At 38.9% G+C, this 16,690-nt stretch carries 10 protein-coding genes and 1 riboswitch; of the genes, 8 read left to right on the forward strand and 2 right to left on the reverse strand.

Annotation, left to right across the window (positions count from 1 at the left end):
* The first annotated feature begins 173 nt into the window (after positions 1 to 173).
* Positions 174 to 2,072, forward strand: coding sequence for a S9 family peptidase (locus ACE01N_RS02790; RefSeq protein ID WP_380584587.1), 1,899 nt, complete (start codon positions 174 to 176; stop codon positions 2,070 to 2,072).
* Positions 2,073 to 2,162: 90 nt separating this feature from the next.
* Here ACE01N_RS02790 and ACE01N_RS02795 read toward each other — a convergent pair whose 3' ends face one another.
* Both ACE01N_RS02795 and ACE01N_RS02800 read right to left on the reverse strand, forming a co-directional pair.
* Positions 2,163 to 3,218, reverse strand: a complete 1,056-nt coding sequence (locus tag ACE01N_RS02795; RefSeq protein WP_380584589.1) for a YncE family protein — start codon at positions 3,216 to 3,218, stop codon at positions 2,163 to 2,165.
* 21 nt (positions 3,219 to 3,239) lie between these two features.
* Positions 3,240 to 5,165, reverse strand: coding sequence for a TonB-dependent receptor plug domain-containing protein (locus ACE01N_RS02800; protein WP_380584591.1), 1,926 nt, complete (start codon positions 5,163 to 5,165; stop codon positions 3,240 to 3,242).
* Positions 5,166 to 5,204: 39 nt separating this feature from the next.
* A riboswitch (cobalamin riboswitch) is annotated at positions 5,205 to 5,420 on the reverse strand.
* Between the two features lie 182 nt (positions 5,421 to 5,602).
* Here ACE01N_RS02800 and ACE01N_RS02805 point away from each other — a divergent pair.
* The 7 genes from ACE01N_RS02805 (at position 5,603) to ACE01N_RS02835 (ending at position 16,577) form a co-directional block, all read left to right on the forward strand.
* On the forward strand, positions 5,603 to 6,193 hold the full coding sequence (locus ACE01N_RS02805; protein ID WP_380584593.1) for a LemA family protein: 591 nt from the start codon (positions 5,603 to 5,605) through the stop codon (positions 6,191 to 6,193).
* Positions 6,194 to 6,195: 2 nt separating this feature from the next.
* Entirely contained in the window at positions 6,196 to 6,633 is a 438-nt protein-coding gene (locus ACE01N_RS02810; RefSeq protein WP_375727646.1) for a TPM domain-containing protein, read from the forward strand.
* On the forward strand, positions 6,611 to 7,456 hold the full coding sequence (locus ACE01N_RS02815) for a TPM domain-containing protein (protein WP_380584595.1): 846 nt from the start codon (positions 6,611 to 6,613) through the stop codon (positions 7,454 to 7,456). The genes ACE01N_RS02810 and ACE01N_RS02815 overlap by 23 nt, the downstream gene beginning before the upstream one ends.
* Positions 7,457 to 7,936: 480 nt before the next feature.
* On the forward strand, positions 7,937 to 10,909 hold the full coding sequence (locus tag ACE01N_RS02820; RefSeq protein ID WP_380584597.1) for a SusC/RagA family TonB-linked outer membrane protein: 2,973 nt from the start codon (positions 7,937 to 7,939) through the stop codon (positions 10,907 to 10,909).
* Positions 10,910 to 10,920: 11 nt separating this feature from the next.
* Positions 10,921 to 12,594, forward strand: coding sequence for a RagB/SusD family nutrient uptake outer membrane protein (locus ACE01N_RS02825; RefSeq protein WP_380584599.1), 1,674 nt, complete (start codon positions 10,921 to 10,923; stop codon positions 12,592 to 12,594).
* A 33-nt stretch (positions 12,595 to 12,627) separates the two neighbouring features.
* Positions 12,628 to 13,638 (forward strand): DUF4859 domain-containing protein, encoded by a 1,011-nt coding sequence (locus ACE01N_RS02830; protein WP_380584601.1) that lies wholly within the window; start codon positions 12,628 to 12,630, stop codon positions 13,636 to 13,638.
* A gap of 572 nt (positions 13,639 to 14,210) precedes the next feature.
* Positions 14,211 to 16,577 (forward strand): beta-L-arabinofuranosidase domain-containing protein, encoded by a 2,367-nt coding sequence (locus ACE01N_RS02835; protein ID WP_380584603.1) that lies wholly within the window; start codon positions 14,211 to 14,213, stop codon positions 16,575 to 16,577.
* The last annotated feature ends 113 nt before the right edge of the window (positions 16,578 to 16,690 follow it).

The following is a 16,690-nucleotide window of genomic DNA, read 5'->3' on the forward strand; positions in this document are numbered from 1 at the left end:
ATTCGCCGATTTTATTACACTTTAATGAACTCATTGTCTTAACTTTGTGTTTATAGGTTAATTGTACGTTTTTAAGCATTTAACCATCAGACTTTTATATATCTAATCCCAAATATAGACAATTGAAGACTTTATTAATCGAATATCCTTATTATCAACTAAAAATTAATCACATGAAACTTACATTAATCAGTGCAGCTATGGTATTTTTGCTTGGCTTTACGGCCTGTAGTCCTGGTTCTCAGAAAGCAGAGAAAATTTCGGTTGAGGACTTTTTTAAAAATCCGGAAAAATCATCTTTTAAATTATCACCAAACGGGGAGTATTTCTCTTATATGGCTCCGTTCGAAAGTCGTATGAATGTATTTGTACAAAAAATTGGTGAAGATAGTGCGACCAGAATTACCAATGAAACGGAACGTGATATCGCAGGTTATATGTGGGCAAACAACCAAAGAATTCTTTACTTGAAGGATACAGGTGGTGATGAAAACTTTCACCTTTATGGTGTTAACCTCGATGGAAATGATTTTAAAGGTTTAACTGTTTTTGATGGTGTAAGAACACAGATTATTGACGACCTGGAAGAAATAGATGATGAAATCCTGATAGGCCTTAATAAGAGAAATCCGAGAGTATTTGATCCATACAGATTAAATATTGTAACTGGTGAGATGACGATGGTTGCTGAAAACCCGGGAAATATTATGGGTTGGATGACAGACCACGACGGCAAACTAAGAATAGCAGTAGCCACGGATGGTGTAAATCAGACTATTTTATACAGAGATACTGAAGAAGAGCCATTTAGACCGGTAATTACTTTGAACTTCAAGGAAACCTTAAGCCCGGTGCTTTTTACGTTCGACAATAAGAAGGTTTATGCTTTGTCAAATCTTGGCAGAGATAAAACAGCTGCCGTTGTTTATGATATAGCCAATGCAAAAGAGGATTCCGTTATTTTTGCTACTGACGAAGCCGATATTTCAGGTATTTCATACTCCAGAAAAGATAAAAAGTTATTGGCTATAACTTACACCACCGCTAAACGTAATATTCATTTTCTGGATGATGGTTACAAGAAAATGGTTGAACAGGTTGAATCTGAATTGCCTGGACTTGAAGTCCGGTTCACCAGTGAAAATAAAGCAGAAGATAAGTTTATGGTTCGTACATTCAGCGATAAAACCAGGGGTGCATATTACTTTTTCGATAAAACTACCGGCGATCTTTCAGAACTGGCAGAGTTGAGCCCATGGTTGGATCCGACTCAGCTGTGCGACATGAAACCGATTGAATATAAATCGAGAGACGGACTGACCATTCATGGTTATCTGACCTTACCCAAAGGGTATGAGCCAAAAGATCTTCCTGTTGTTGTTAATCCTCACGGCGGACCATGGGCACGCGATAACTGGGGCTTTAATCCGGAGGTACAATTACTGGCTAATAACGGTTATGCCGTGCTTCAGATGAACTTCCGCGGTTCAACAGGTTACGGGAAAGCATTTTGGGAAGCATCGTTTAAACAATGGGGAAGAACCATGCAGGATGACATTACAGATGGTGTGGAATGGCTGATTAAACAGGGAATAGCTGATTCTACAAGAATCGGAATTTATGGTGGTAGCTATGGTGGTTACGCAACTCTTGCCGGTGTTACTTTTACTCCGGACCTGTATGCAGCTGCTGTAGATTATGTAGGCGTTTCAAATATGTTCACGTTTATGAATACCGTTCCACCATACTGGAAACCAATGATGGATATGATGTATGAGATGGTGGGTGATCCGGTTAAAGACAGCCTGATGATGGCTGAGGTATCGCCGGTATTTCATGTGGATCAGATTAAAGCACCATTATTTGTGGCTCAGGGTAAGAATGACCCACGTGTAAATATTGACGAATCAGATCAGATTGTTGCAGCATTAACAAAACGTGGTGTAGATGTGGAATATATGGTTAAAGAAAACGAAGGACATGGATTCCACAACGAAGAAAACAGGTTCGACTTTTATAAAGCGATGATTAATTTCTTTAATAAACACCTTAAAAAGGAAGCCGCAGAGTAATAATATAACGGTATGAATTAAGAAAAGCCTTAAGGAATTTCCTTAAGGCTTTTTTATACCTGCAAGGCAGGTTGGGCTGATAATAAAAAACTATTCTACAAAAACAACTCCGTTAGGCGATATTCCAACATTATACTCTGCAAGTCTGTTGCCGCCGGTGTTGTAAACCTGAACTTTCCCTGAAAACAGAGATCCCCAGATATAGCCGGTTTGCGGATCAACATCAATGCCGTACCAGTTTGTGTTGGAAATAAGCGAGGTTAGAACACCATTTTCAATATCGTATTCCTTTACATCTCCATCGTTGATGTAAAGTTTGGTTCCTTCGTTGTTGATGGCAAGATTATTTGTACTGAAGCCGGCAACAGGAGCAGAAAATGTGATGGTTTTTTCCACACTTTTTGTTAACGGATCGATTTTTTTAAGGCAACCCGGAACGGTCTTCAAAACGGTGACCCAGTCTGTATCATATACTATTCTTCCGTTACATAATACCCAAATGCTTCCCCACGCATCCCTAACCATTTCAACCGGAACTTCACCAACCGGAATTGTATCTGTAATTTCATCTGTATTGGCGTTGATGACATATACAGTACTATCGGTCAGGTATCCGCCTTTACAGGCGACGTAAACATCTGAACCATCTTTCAAAAATGTTTCGGGGCCGGTAGAAATTTTAATAGAATCCGAGATTACATCTGTTGCGGTATTTAATACGTAAATGTAATCCTGGTTATACCCGTTACCATTACTGATGTAAGCTTTGTCAGTTCCGGCCTGGATCATGTACCTGGGGTAGCTTAAATTGGTAATTCTTGTATTCTCGTATGTACTCAGGTTAAGTATTTCAATTTTCTGACTTGCATTAAGTACAAGGTATGCTTTATTTCCAATGATAGTCATACTTTGCAGAATGTTCCCCAATTCGTTTCCGGTAAGGCTTTTGTAAATGTTGTTGGTCATGGTTGTTGAGTCCTTGCTGAAGAATGACAGTGACGCGTTATTTGCACCAAAACTTCCTTCGTTCAGAATGAAGGCTCCATTTCCCAATCCACTGATTTCTTCAGGTTGAGGGTTTTCTGACTCACAGGCCACAAGCCCTGCTACGAGTACAACTAAAAATAAATGAATTAACTTTTTCATGATTGAATATTGTATTTGTGATTAATATTTATGATTAAATTTCAATTTCAAACCGAGAAGATAATTCCTGCCCGGTACAGGAAAGTCCTTTACATAAGGTTCTGTCTGATTCATTACATTATTTACTTTCCCCGAAATACACAGGATAAAAGCATTTAGTTGAATGTCATATTGAATCGCAATGTTGGATGTGTAAAATTCCGGCAAAGTAAAAGACGATTCATCATACCGTCTGCGTGACAAATATGAGAAGTTCAGTACTGAGCTCACATTTTTGAATTGCAAAATTGTTGTGGCATTTGCCCGGTATTTTGGGGTGTAGATAAGTTGTAAATCTGAGTTATCATTTTGTGACCGGTTAAGGTCGAAGGATGCAGCTTGTTTGAAGTGTAAATATCGAAACAAAACGGTGGAAATTCCGGCACGGGTTTCTATTCCCCGGCTTAAAACCGAGGTGTAATTTTGTGGCCGCCACAGCCCGTCTTCAGCTGGTATCCACACAACCATTTGATTTATATCATTTCGGTAAAGAGATATGTCTGCCGATATTGAAGTTCCCCTCGTCCGTTTCGTGAAATTAACTCCTGTTTCTGCCGTGTAGCCCTTTTCAGGCTTTAAATCTGGATTCCCGCTTCCAGGCCAGTATTTGTCATTGAATGTCGGTACCCTGTATTTTTGATTCAGGTTGATCCGAAATTTTAATACATCATTCAGTATGCCGTAATCGGCCCCAAAACCAAACCTGACAGGTGGAGCATACTGGGTATGAAATTCCTTACGTACAGATGCCACCATTCTGAGTTGATCCAGATGAAACCGCCAGGCGGAGAATAATGCCAGATTTGTCTCTGCAGGAGCGGAAGTATAATTCGTCCCTTTTGTCAGATTATGATATACGCTTGAACCAAAATCGGCTGTGAGATTATCGCTGAAAACATAACGTGCATCAGCATCAAGTCCGAGCTTAACCGGATGAATTTCAGAATAAATGGAGAAGTTCACATCTTCCGGTGCGAGTTTTTGCGTGTATAACAAAAATTCGTCCAGAAAATAGGATTTAACCGTTACATAAAGGTCGCGGTGTTCAATATTCCATTTCAGGTAACTTCTGAATGACTGGTCGGACTGATTACTGCGTTTCAGGTTGGGGTGCGTACCGTTTTCGGGCGGTAATTTAGCCACGTTATCCTGATACCAGATTCCGGCAGTTATCATTTGTTCCGATCCTATCCGGATGCTGTTGTTGCTTATTAATCCGTAATTTGAATGATCGGCATATGTCCGGTTCATGGTTTTATAATAGTACTTATCGAAGTACGGAAAGTTGTTCACTGAATGATAATTCCAAAGGTTGGTTTGACTGAAAAACTTCCTGGTCGAATACTTCAGTCCTGCTGTAGTTGAACCAGAATTAAAACTCCCGTAATACTGACTTAGTTCGGCAGATAATTCAGGGTTAAATTTTGGATAATTGTTTAACTCCAGTACGCCACCAAATGAATTCCCTCCGTATAAAGTAGAAGGCGCAGTGTAGTTCAGAAGAATTTCATTAAAGGCTGAGGTGTTTAAAAGAGAGAGGTTTACATCGCCTGATGTCAGGGAGTTTAAGGGAATTCCGTTCCATGTTACTAATGTTCTAGCACCACCGGCTCCTCTCAGGGATAATGTAGAAACAGCGCCTGTTGTACCACCTGATTTTAGGTTCAACGGAGCCAGGGTACCTAATAATGTGTTAAGTGATGATCCGGAAAACTGCTCCAATAAAAGAGTGTCGGCATAGACTTTTTTGTTGCCTATGTCGAAGGTATGCTGCCTCGGTTGTTCAATGGTAAATGCATCAAGTTCCAGCGTATCGGTAACAAAAAACATTTGTCCACAAACATTCGTGTTCCAAATGAACAGTAAAAGGCCAGTTATGGCAGTTAAAAGAAATTTGTAATTAAACATTGCTTTTTAAGTAATACATGCAGGTTTGCCCGACCGTTATGTATTAATATTCAACTGGCAGGTCTTCTGACTTTCCCGTTTCAGGCGCCTTCCCTACAATCCTCCAGCGTTAAAACTTCGGAGGATGAAAGTGGCCGAGTATTGCCTGAAACACATCAGGGATTACAGCTGCGGCAACAGTCCCGGATTTTCACCGGGTTCCCTTTTAATCCGGTTCATGAAAATGAACCAGACACCAATCTGATGCAAAGGTAATAAAATAACCATTCAGTTTTCAGATGTTAAAATTTGGTTGAAATAAATAAAAAAGGCAAGAGTAGTATAATTTAATCAAAGCGACAATATTAAAGGTATTAAGCAATTTGAGACAATTTGACGGGAAGCGTTATTTGGAATAATTCTTGTAAATTGCAATACAAACAATAAAAACTTAAGAAATGAAAAAATCGTTAATCGCTATTATTGCTGTAGTAGTCTTTATTTTTATAGTGGTATCCTGGGGTGTAGGAAAAACCAATAAACTAAAAGTTGCCGATGAAGCCGTATCAGCTCAATGGGCTCAGGTTGAAAATGTATATCAGCGTAGAATGGATCTGATACCAAATCTCGTGAATACGGTAAAAGGCTATGCTGCACATGAGCAGGAGACTCTGACTGCTGTTGTAGAAGCCAGGGCAAAAGCCACAAGTACCAATATTAACGCGGATAATATGAGCGCAAGTCAACTTGCACAGTTCCAGCAAAGTCAGGAAGCCTTATCATCTGCATTAAGTCGTTTGATGGTGGTAGTTGAAAAATATCCTGATCTGAAAGCTAATCAGAATTTTCTGGAACTACAGGCTCAGTTGGAGGGAACTGAAAACAGAATTGCTACAGAAAGGAGAAGGTTTAACCAGGTCGCACAAAACTTTAATACGTCTATCAGAACTTTTCCAGGCAGCTTCTTTGCCAATATGGCAGGGTTGGAGAAACGACCTTATTTCTCGGCTCAGGAAGGCGCATCACAGGCACCTGAAGTAAAATTTTAAACATGGGAGCACGAAGTTTTTTAACAGAACAACAACAGAAGCGGATTGTTAGCGCAATAGCCGAAGCAGAAAATAAAACGTCCGGAGAGATCAGGGTCCATTTGGATAGTACCTGTAAGGGGGATGTACTGGATCGTGCCGCAGAATTATTCGAAAAGCTGAAAATGCATGAAACGGAACTTAGAAACGGTGTCTTGATTTATCTTGCTACGAACGATAGGAAGCTCGCAATTATAGGCGATGCCGGTATAAACAGTAAGGTTCCTGAAAATTTCTGGGAAGATGCTAAGGAAGCAATGGTGGAAGCATTTAAAGATGGTAAATACGCGGAAGGTCTTGAAAAGGCTATAACAATGGCCGGTGAAAAACTTAAAATCTTTTTTCCGGTATCTAAAGACGATATAAACGAATTATCTGATGAAATATCTTTTGGAAAATAAAACAAATAGAATAAAGCACTCTATCTGGGTACTCAGTTTTATCTTTTTTCTGGGGAGTTTAAATACATTGGCCCAGGATGGCATTCCTGACAAGCCAAAAACCAAACAAATTGTGAATGATTTTGCCGGGATATTATCCAACGGTGAAAAACAAGAACTGGAACAAAAGCTTGTGAGATATGACAGTGAGACATCCACTCAAATTGCAATTGTAACTACCAATACACTGAATGGTTATGCCATAAGTGATTATGCCACGCGTTTACTTACAAAGTGGGGCGTTGGAATGAAAGGCAAAGATAACGGCATTGTAATCGTCGTAAAACCTAAAATATATAATGCCAAAGGCCAGGTCTATATCGCAACAGGTTATGGCCTTGAGGATGTGGTACCGGATGCTTTAGCCAAAAAAATTGTGGAATATGATATGATCCCGCTTTTTAAGGATGATAATTATTATGCAGGTCTGGACAAAGCTACGAATACACTCATTGGGCTGACTACGGGAAAATTCACGGGAAGTCAGTATCTTGATAGAGCCAGAAGAAACAGTGGTAGTGGCAGGGGGATTGGTGGATTGTTTTTCTTAATCATTGCAATTCTTGCCATTATTGGATCGAACCGTAGAAATAACATGCAGCAGTTTGGAGGACGACGCAGAAGCAGCCTGCCTTTCTGGTTACTACTTGGAATGATGGGTAGTGGCCGAGGAGGAGGTTCATTTGGAAACTTTTCCGGTGGAAGTGGTTTTGGAGGCGGAGGTGGCTTCGGAGGTTTCGGCGGCGGCATGGGTGGCGGCGGCGGAGCCGGTGGAAGCTGGTAACACAATACATTAAAAGCGGTCAGATTTCTGATCGCTTTTTTTATTTCTGATTTTAGAGGAACTGCTTTACATTTTAAGTCTACTGTCTTTTTTCTATTTTAGTCCTTTATGTTTTAATTGTAGTAACAGGTTTAATATAAACCAGGAATTAACCCCTTTTACGTATTTTTTACATCTGTTAAAGTTTTTTGCACATCCGTTAAAGTAATCCAGTTTGATTTAGAGTTACTTGCATCTGATGAAACATCGATGCAATTCTTTTGCTGCATTAAAATGGAGTGGAATCACTATTAACTAACCCAAAATATTCGATTATGAAAAAGTCAGATTAACAATCCGTATTTTCTTTTATTGTCGCAGTTGACATATGATTCGACGTAAATGAAAAACTAATGAATGTAACTTAAATCCTTTAACTGCCATAGTTTTCCAGAAATTAATAATTGGTAGTTATAATTACAAAATTTAAAACGATGTGAAATGAAATCAATTCTAGCAAGAAAAAACAAAGTATTTTTCTCTGTTCTGCTACTTGCATTTTTCCCGGTTTTTGTTTTTGCCCAAACAATGACAGTAACAGGAACCGTAAAGGATACAGAAGGGAATACAATTCCCGGAGCCACAATTTTAGTAGTAGGCACAACTAATGGTACTGCCACAGATTTGGATGGTAAATACAGTCTTGAAGTTGAAAAGGGCGACATTCTCCGCTTTTCGTACATTGGTTATAAGACCCAGGAAATCAGGATTTCAGATCAGAAAGTACTTAACGTTACTTTAGAATCAGGATCTATTGATATTGACGAGGTTGTGGCAATTGGCTATGGAACACAACGAAAAGGCGATATTACCAGTGCTGTTGCCAGTGTTAAATCAGAGGACTTTATTCAGGGTAAAGTTCAGGATGCAGCTGAATTAATAAAAGGTAAAGTGGCCGGTTTAACTATCACAAAGGGAAATGGAGACCCGAATGCCGAATCAACTATTCGTCTTCGTGGGGTTTTATCACTTGAAGGAAGTAATTCTCCGTTGGTGTTGATCGATGGGATAGAAGGAAATCTGGGGACTGTTGCTCCAGAGAATATTGCTTCTATTGATGTATTAAAGGATGCATCAGCAGCAGCAATTTACGGTACACGAGGAGCGAATGGCGTTATTCTGATTACAACAAAGTCAGGAAAGCGTGATACGAAAACAAGAGCCATCTATTCCGGCTATACGTCTGTTTCAAGTTTCGGGAAGACCCTTGACTTTATGGGGCCAAATGAAATTCGTCAGCAGTTAACCAGCTTTAAAGATAAAGGCTATGATACCGATTGGCTGGAAGCAGTGACCAGGAATGCATTCACGCATAATCATAACCTGAATATTTCCGGAGGAACAGGTAAAACTACTTACTCCGGTGATTTTAATTATCGCAATGAAGAAGGTGTGATTATTGATACCTATAATAAGGAAATGCGAATAAGTTTTGACCTTTCGCACTGGATGCTGAATGACATGTTAAAAATCAACCTTAATATGGTTAAAGGTTTACATGAAAACAGTGCTACCAACGCCAGTAACGGAGGCGCATCAAATATTTATAGACAGGCTATAATACATAATCCAACAGAGCCAATATGGAATGAGGATGGCAGTTATTTTGAAAACTTCCAGGTTAACTATTACTACAATCCTGTTGGTATGGTAAAGGAACGCAAAGGCAATTATGATTCAGAATGGACCCGCATTACCGGTAACATTACTTTTGAACCTGTTAAAGGTTGGCAAACCAATTTGATGCTCGCCACTCGGCGTTCTAAGGGGCATGATAAAGGATATTACACTTCTGAATATTACAGCCAGAAAATGGAAAATCATACAGGCTATGCTTACCATTCACTTGCTGATTCGCGTACCGATTACCTTGATCTGACCTCTAAATATAATGCACATTTTAACGAGCACAGGCTGGATGCATTGATTGGTTACAGCTATCAATATAATGTAAATGAAGGATTCAACGCGAATAACTTCGATTTTCAGAATGACTTCTTTGAGTACAATAATATAGGTGTTGGATCTGCTCTTAAGAAAGGTGACGCAGGTATGGGGAGCTATAAAAATGATAATACCTTAATTGGTTTCTTTGGCCGTGTGAGTTATGGATATGCCAACAAATACAATGCTTTGATCAGTATACGTCATGAAGGTTCTTCCAAATTCGGGGAAAATAATAAATGGGGTAACTTCCCGTCTGCTTCGTTAGGATGGACAATCAGTAATGAGGAGTTTATGAGATCACTTAACTGGATTGACAACCTGAAGTTACGTGCTGGTTTTGGTGTTACCGGTGTGATACCGCAATCATCCTACCTCTCATTAACTCGTTACAGTTTAGGTAGCCAATACTATTATGAAAATGGACAGTGGAATCCCGGCCTTATAATTGCATCAAATCCAAACCCGGATCTGAAATGGGAAAAATCAACGGAATATAACGTTGGGCTCGAATTTAGTTTTTTGAATGATAGGATCGGTGGATCGGTGGATGTTTATACAAAGAAAACATCTGATATGCTCTGGTGGTTCGATGTACCAACGCCACCAAATTTGTACAACCAAACTCTGGCCAATGTTGGCGAAATGCGTAATAGAGGGGTAGAAATTGCCATTAATGGATCACCTGTAAAAGGTATGGAATTCAAATGGGAATCTACAGTTACAGCATCATTTAACGACAATAAGCTTCTGAGCCTTTCAAATGATCTGTATGAAACAGCAAATCAACATGACGAAGCGTGGCTTGGTGAACCTATCACTATACCAACTCAGCGGCTTGAGGTTGGAAAATCAATCGGTAACTTTTTCGGTTTGAAATCAGTAGGTGTTTCCGAAAATGGATTATGGTTAATTGAAAATCCTGAAACAGGAGAGGCTGAGGAATTTAATGATAACATGTTAAATAATGACAAGTACCGTCAGTATCTTGGTAATGCTATTCCAAAAGTTTACCTTGGATGGAGCAATACTTTCCGGTATAAAAACTTTGACCTGAGTTTTCTTTTGACCAGTCAGCTGGGATTTCAGATATTAAATGAACCCAGAGCATTTTATGAAAATAATTCAATTGCTTATAATCGTTTGGAATCTGTTCTTGATGCACCTTATGGAGGGGAATATACCTTGTCTTCTTCTCAAAAACAAACCATTGTAAGCTATTATCTGGAGAATGGCGATTTTGTCAAAATGACCAACCTTACATTTGGGTATGATGTTCCTTTGAAAGGAAATAAATATGTAAGAAAAATCAGGGCCTATGTCTCGGGTGATAACTTATTCTGTATAACTAATTACAGTGGTTTAGATCCTGAATTGTCAAATAATGATGTGCTTTCATCAGGTATCGACTGGCGGGACAAGTATCCGTCAATCCGTTCGTTTACATTTGGTCTAAATATTACTTTTTAAAAAACAATAATATGAAAACGAAAATATATCAGTTTATATTGGCATCGGTATTAGGGGCAATGGTTATCGTTTTTTCTGGTTGTACAGACCTGAGCGAGACGATTTATGATACCATTGCAGCGGAAAAATATGAATTTTCGGAAAAAGATGCAGCTAGTTTATTTGCTCCTGTTTACAGCAGCCTTCGTGACGTATACTGGCAATGGAATGGGTATTGCGACATTATGGAAGAATCATCAGACTTGTATTGTACTCCGTATCGTATAGGTATTGGTTGGGGAGATCTCTATGTTTCTATGCACAAACACGAATTTCATTCTCAAATCGGTCACTTTTGGACAGCCTGGAATTATTCATATGTGGGAATAAACTCTTGTAATAAGTTATTGGCAGATGAAGCCGTCAAGGCTTCTGAATCGTCATCAGCTCAACTTAGAGGGTATAGGGCAATATATTATTATATACTGTTCGATTTATTCAGGAATATTCCTTTGGATACAACGTATGATCATCCTGCTGGTTGGCTCCCGAATCAGGCTGCTCCGCAGCAAACATGGGATTTTATTATTCAGGAGTTGAATGATATTAAAGGGAAATGTGGATCTGAAGTGAATATGGGATTCATTAATGATTACACCGTTAATATGGTTCTTGCTAAGATGTATTTGAACCATAACGCATGGTTTAATGAATTCAGCGATAATTCATATTATGGCAAGGCTATTGATGAAATAAATGAAATTATTGGGAGTGGAAAGTTTGCACTCGCTCCATCTTATTCGGATAATTTCAGAGAAGATATTTCTACCAGTCCTGAGGTAATATTTGGTCTTCCGTTTGCCAAAAATTATGCCGGAGGAAACTATTATGCCAATAAATGGATACACACCGCTGGTAGAGCTGTATGGAATTTTAATGGCTGGGCTACAGGTGGGAGTACTGTTTTACCACAGTTCTTAGATACATACGATGAAGATGATGGGCGGTATGAGGCCTGCTGGACATTGGGTCAGCAATATGATGTAAGCGGTTCTCCTATTATGGTGGATGGTGAACCATTGATTTATACCAAGTCCATACACAGTATTGATAATCCTGGATGTTATCCTTTCGAAGGAGGACGTTTAATTAAGTATGAGATTTTGTCAGGAGATTACGGTTCTAGCTATGATGATGTTCCGTTCTTCCGTCTTGCAGATGCTTATATGATAAAAGCAGAGTGTCTTCTTAGATTGGGTGGTTATAAAGGAGAAACTGAACAGGATGCTGCAGATTTGGTTACAGCAGTAAGAAGCAGAGCGTTTAAAAACAATCCGGAGAAAGCTATTCGGACTGTGGCTCAGTTAAAAGGAGGTAGCGTCTACCAGTACGGACATCTTGAGAATCAGGGCAAAATGGGTGAGGAGGATGTATGGATCACAACAACCGAAGGAGGCGATGATGTTGAATTAGGCGGTTTACTGGATGATCTGGCCTGGGAATTTGTTGCAGAGCATCATCGCCGTCAGGACCTTATTCGTTTTCATATCCAGGGAACCAACGAGAATGTTTACAACGGTAAATCATGGTTCTGCAAAAATGCATTGGCAGATCCTTCAGATATTCATAATAATATTTATCCGATTCCAAAGGATTTCATGGATGGTAATATTAACCTGGTTCAGAATCCGGGATATGGAGAGTAAAACACGTAAAATTCGTTTTAAAATTTAAACAGCATGAAAAGAAATTTAATATATGTTTTAATGACTTGCTTCATTATTGTGTTTACATCCTGCGAAGACAATATTGAGGATGCAACAAGCAAACATGTGTACGCCCCGGATGAGAATCCGTATTTAAGAACCGATCCTGAAGCAACTATCACAACAAATCTTGAATTTGCAGCAGGACATATTGAACCACAGACCATCAATCTGGCAGACTATGCCGACAAATTTTTGGAGAAAATGAACATGAGTCTGGATCAGGTTATAAGTGGCCTTGCCGACGGTTCCATTGTGTTTTATAATGTAAGTGTAAGTGCTACCTGGAGTTCTTGGGACAAAACCCCAATGACCAAGGGGACAACCGGATGGTATTATAACACAGCAGGAGGTATTAGTACTACAGCACAAACCGCCAGTATTGATATTGATAAAACAGCTAAAACATTCATAGTAAATATGAATGAAAATGTTTCAGCAGGTACTGAGCTGTATTTTAACGTTGGTTTTGCTGTAGCGGGGCCGGATTATGATACGTATCTCCGGTTTGCATTTAACCTGTCTGTTATAGATCCTACAGTAGTTATTACCAGTATTAGTATACCTGATGGAGATTATAGTAGTTTTGGAATAGACTTTAATACGTACGCTGAAACAATTAATACGATTTTTGGATTAAGTGTAGAAGATTTCCTGAATAACCTGGATGCAAATGGTGGTACTATCCGTATGTATGCGATTGATATAACAGATCCCGATAACATCGTATGGGATGTTACAAGTGATTACACTGCCACTCCTCCTGGATACTGGCTTGATGATGTTGGGGCTGTGACAAATTGGAATCCTGAATTGGTTGGGTTCAATATTTACGCAGAAACCAATACTGTTGATCAGATGTTGTACATCGGCAGAGCTCCGGGATTGACTGCTGGATCAAGTTATAAAATTAGTGTTGGTTATAGAGATACTACCAATGAAAATAACTATTTCAGATTCATTATCACTGCTACATTAGAATAAATAAAGATTTTAATCTTTACTTGATTTTGATATTGAAGTTTTAAACAAAGTGGGTGACGGATAATTTAGTCCTCATCCACTTTTGTTTCTTACGTCACTAATTCAATGAAATCAGTTCCCAAAATTATTCTTCTATTAGATCACCAATATATGCTTTATTGATTGAATAATTAATTTATGTAGACTCACTAGCCTTTATTGTTAACTATTTGATAAATAGAAGAATAGTTTTTTATTTTTTAATTATATAAAATGTGAACTTGTACATATATTTCAGAATTTTCAACATTTATTCGGATGAATTCCATTTTTTTTCGCATAGTTTGCATTACTATTAAATTTTAGCATATGATATTTTGGTGTTACTTTTAAAGGGATATTTAGATAAGCCTCCAGCAATGAAAATAATTTATTTAAATGGTTGGGGCATTCTTGATAAAATATGTGCTGGGAATAGCACCATTGATTGTTCTAAACTGGTTCAAGATGGTTTATATTTTGTCCACCTAAACAGTAAAGGGAACAGTAGTAACAAAATAATGATACAATAATTATTATCAAATTGATTATAAATGAAGAACAGGATTCTAAGTATTTTAGCAGTACTTACTTATGTTAGTATTACAGGATTATTCTTATCATGCTCAAAATCTCCTGAGCCGGTTAAAAAGAATGGTTTGGAAAAGATTACATTTAAAGTATTGCCGTTCAAAATAGAAGATGTAACGCTTTTAGACGGACAGTTTAAGCATGCAACAGAGCTGAATGAACAGATTTTGTTAAGTTATGAACCGGATCGTTTGCTGGCTAAATTCAGATCAGAAGCCGGATTGAAACCCAAAGCAGAGCATTATGGAGGATGGGAAGATGAAACCATAGCCGGTCATAGTCTGGGACATTATCTTTCGGCTATAACCTTGATGTATGAATCGACAGGAAATGAAGAGTTTAAGCGTAGAGCCAACTACATTGTTGATGAGTTGTATGAATGTCAGCAGGCAGATGGCGACGGTTATATAGGGGCTTTCCCGAATGGCAAGAGAATTCTGGAAGATGAAGTGGCCAAGGGTAACATCAGGGCTCAGGGTTTCGACCTCAATGGTATCTGGGTGCCTTTTTACACCGAACACAAAGTGATGGACGGACTTGATCATGTATGTAAGGTGTTTGGCAATGAGAAGGCCCTCGAAATTAATGTGAAATTTGCAGACTGGCTGGCAACCATTGTTAAGGACCTGAATGACGATCAGATTCAGGAAATGTTGCATTGCGAACATGGGGGCATTAACGAAACACTGGCAGAATTGTACAACTATACAGGAGATGAAAAGTACCTTAAGCTTTCAAGAGTATTTCAGCATAAAGCCATCATAGATCCTATTGAACAGGGCGAAGATATCCTGGCAGGGAAACATGCCAATACACAAATTCCGAAATTTATTGGACTGGCCAGAAGATATGAGTTGACCGGGGATCAGCTGGATCACGACGGAGCTGTGAATTTCTGGAATATTATGGTACATCACCACAGCTATGTAACAGGTGGTAATGGCAATCATGAATACCTGACTTATCCGGACAAACTGAACAATGAACTGAGTAACAATACTACAGAAACCTGTAATGTATATAATATGTTAAAGCTGTCAGAGCATCTGTTCGAATGGACAGCTGATCCTGCGGTAATGGAATATTACGAACGTGCATTGTTCAACCATATCAGGTCTTCACAGCATCCTGAATCGGGTCATGTAATCTATAATTTGTCTCTGGATATGGGTGGTTTCAAAGTTTATCAGGATCCGGAATGGTTTACATGTTGTGTAGGAACAGGTATGGAAAATCACTCAAAATACAGTAAGAATATTTATTATCACAATAACGAGGAACTATATCTGGTACAATTTATTGCATCTGAATTAAACTGGAAAGATAAACGTTTGAAAGTTAAACAGCTGACGGCATTTCCCGAAGAAGAAGGTACACGGCTGGAATTTGAATGCGAAAAGCCTGTAGAACTGGCACTGCAGATCCGTTATCCTCATTGGGCATTGAAAGGTATTGATATTAAAGTAAACGGTGAAAGTCAAAAAGTCAATAGCGAACCGGGTAGTTTTGTTAAGGTGAGCCGTAAATGGAAAAACGGAGATGTGGTGGAGATCAGCTTCCCATTTTCTTTAAGGCTTGAAACAATGCCTGATAACAAGAACAGAGTGGCAGTTTTTAACGGACCTGTGGTACTGTCCGGAGATTTAGGACCAGTGGCGGATCCGAAGTCCCAGGATCCAATGTACGTGCCGGTTTTGATGACAAAGGATGTCAATCCTGCAGACTGGCTGGTTCCTGTTGAAGGTAAGAAAAACACATTCAAATTGACAGATGTGGCCTATCCTAGAGAAGTGATTTTAAAACCATTCTACAGGACACACGACAGGCGTTATACGATATTTTGGGATACCTATACTCCGGAAGAATGGAAAGTAAAAGAAGCTGAATATAAAGCCGATCTGCAACGAAAAAAGGAACTGGAAGCTAAAACAATTGATTTTATCCGTTTGGGCGAAATGCAGCCGGAACGAAATCATAAGTTTAAAGATGAACGTACATGGATAGATGAGTTCAAAGAAAGAAAGTACCGCGAAGTGAACAGGGGTGGATGGATGTCATTTGAAATGAAAATTAACAAGGATAAACCAACATCGTTGGTACTGGAATACTGGGGTGGTTATAACGGCTCAAAAACATTTGATATTCTTGTTGATGATAAAGTAATTGCTACTGAGAATATTTCAGCGTTAAACCAGGCAAAATTCATGGATATGGAGTATAAAATTCCTGAAGAAGTGACCTCAGGTAAAGATATCATTGAAGTAAAACTGGTTCCGCATAAAGGACACAGGGCCGGACCACTTTTTACAGCCCGTACGATTAATAATTAGTATTTATAATGGTAATTCAAAAAACCAGCTGATTGGTATCCGGATCCGGAACAATTAGCTGGTTTTGGATTGAAACATAATACTGTTTTTTCAATTTATAATCCCAAAATTAG

Source organism: Quyinboa ferrireducens, from assembly GCF_042436675.1.
In the GTDB taxonomy this organism is placed as follows: Bacteria; Bacteroidota; Bacteroidia; order Bacteroidales; family UBA5342; genus JBHJHP01.